Source organism: Bradyrhizobium cosmicum (assembly GCF_032290525.1).
GTDB lineage: Bacteria > Pseudomonadota > Alphaproteobacteria > Rhizobiales > Xanthobacteraceae > Bradyrhizobium > Bradyrhizobium cosmicum_A.
The window spans coordinates 1-749 of record NZ_JASXTA010000076.1 but is presented as its reverse complement, the minus strand read 5'-3'; the positions used below and the strand labels follow the sequence as shown (position 1 = coordinate 749).

At 60.6% G+C, this 749-nt stretch carries 1 protein-coding gene; it reads right to left on the bottom strand.

Annotated features, from left to right (window positions below):
* The coding region (locus QSV46_RS39085; protein WP_314964008.1) for an IS110 family transposase at positions 1-749 on the bottom strand (749 nt) is incomplete at both ends.

Here is a 749-nt window from a genome sequence, read left to right as displayed (position 1 = left end):
TGTGAGCATAGCCCACACGATCCGCGCGTTCTTGTTGGCAAGAGCCACGGCCGCGACATTGGGATGGCGCCGTTGCCGCATCTTGCCGAGCCAGAGGCTTCGCGGATCCTGCTTGCCATTAGCACGGCTTAAAGCGGCGCGAGCTCCGTGAATCATCAGCGTCCGCAGGTATCGATCGCCCCGTTTGCTGATGCCGAACAAGCGGGCCCGCCCTCCACTGGATCGCTGCTTGGGTACCAGACCAAGCCAAGCCGCGAACTGTCGGCCGTTCTTGAAACAGCTTCTATCGCCCACGGCGGCGACCAAGGCTGTTGCTGTCACAGGTCCGACGCCTTCGATTTTGCCGAGCCGCTGGCACTGCTCACTCGTACGGAAGATTTCCCTTATCCGCCGGTCATAGGCTGCAATGCGGGTATCAAGCTCGGACAACTCCTCTTGCAGTTCCCTCATGAGCGCTCGGAGCATCTCGCTGAGGTCGTCATTGATGTTTCCTACGATGACCGCGAGGCCACGCCGCAGCTGCGCGATGTCACGGGCAATGACAATCCCATGCTCGGACAGAAGACCGCGAATCTGATTGACGAGCCTGACTCGATCGGCGACCAGGCGCCGGCGAATGCGGTGGACGGCCTGTACCGCCAGCTGATCGGTTGATTTCGGTGGCACGAAGCGCATGGACGGACGACCGACCGCTTCGCAGATGGCTTCCGCATCGTTCTGGTCGTTTTTGTTCGACTTGACGTATGGTG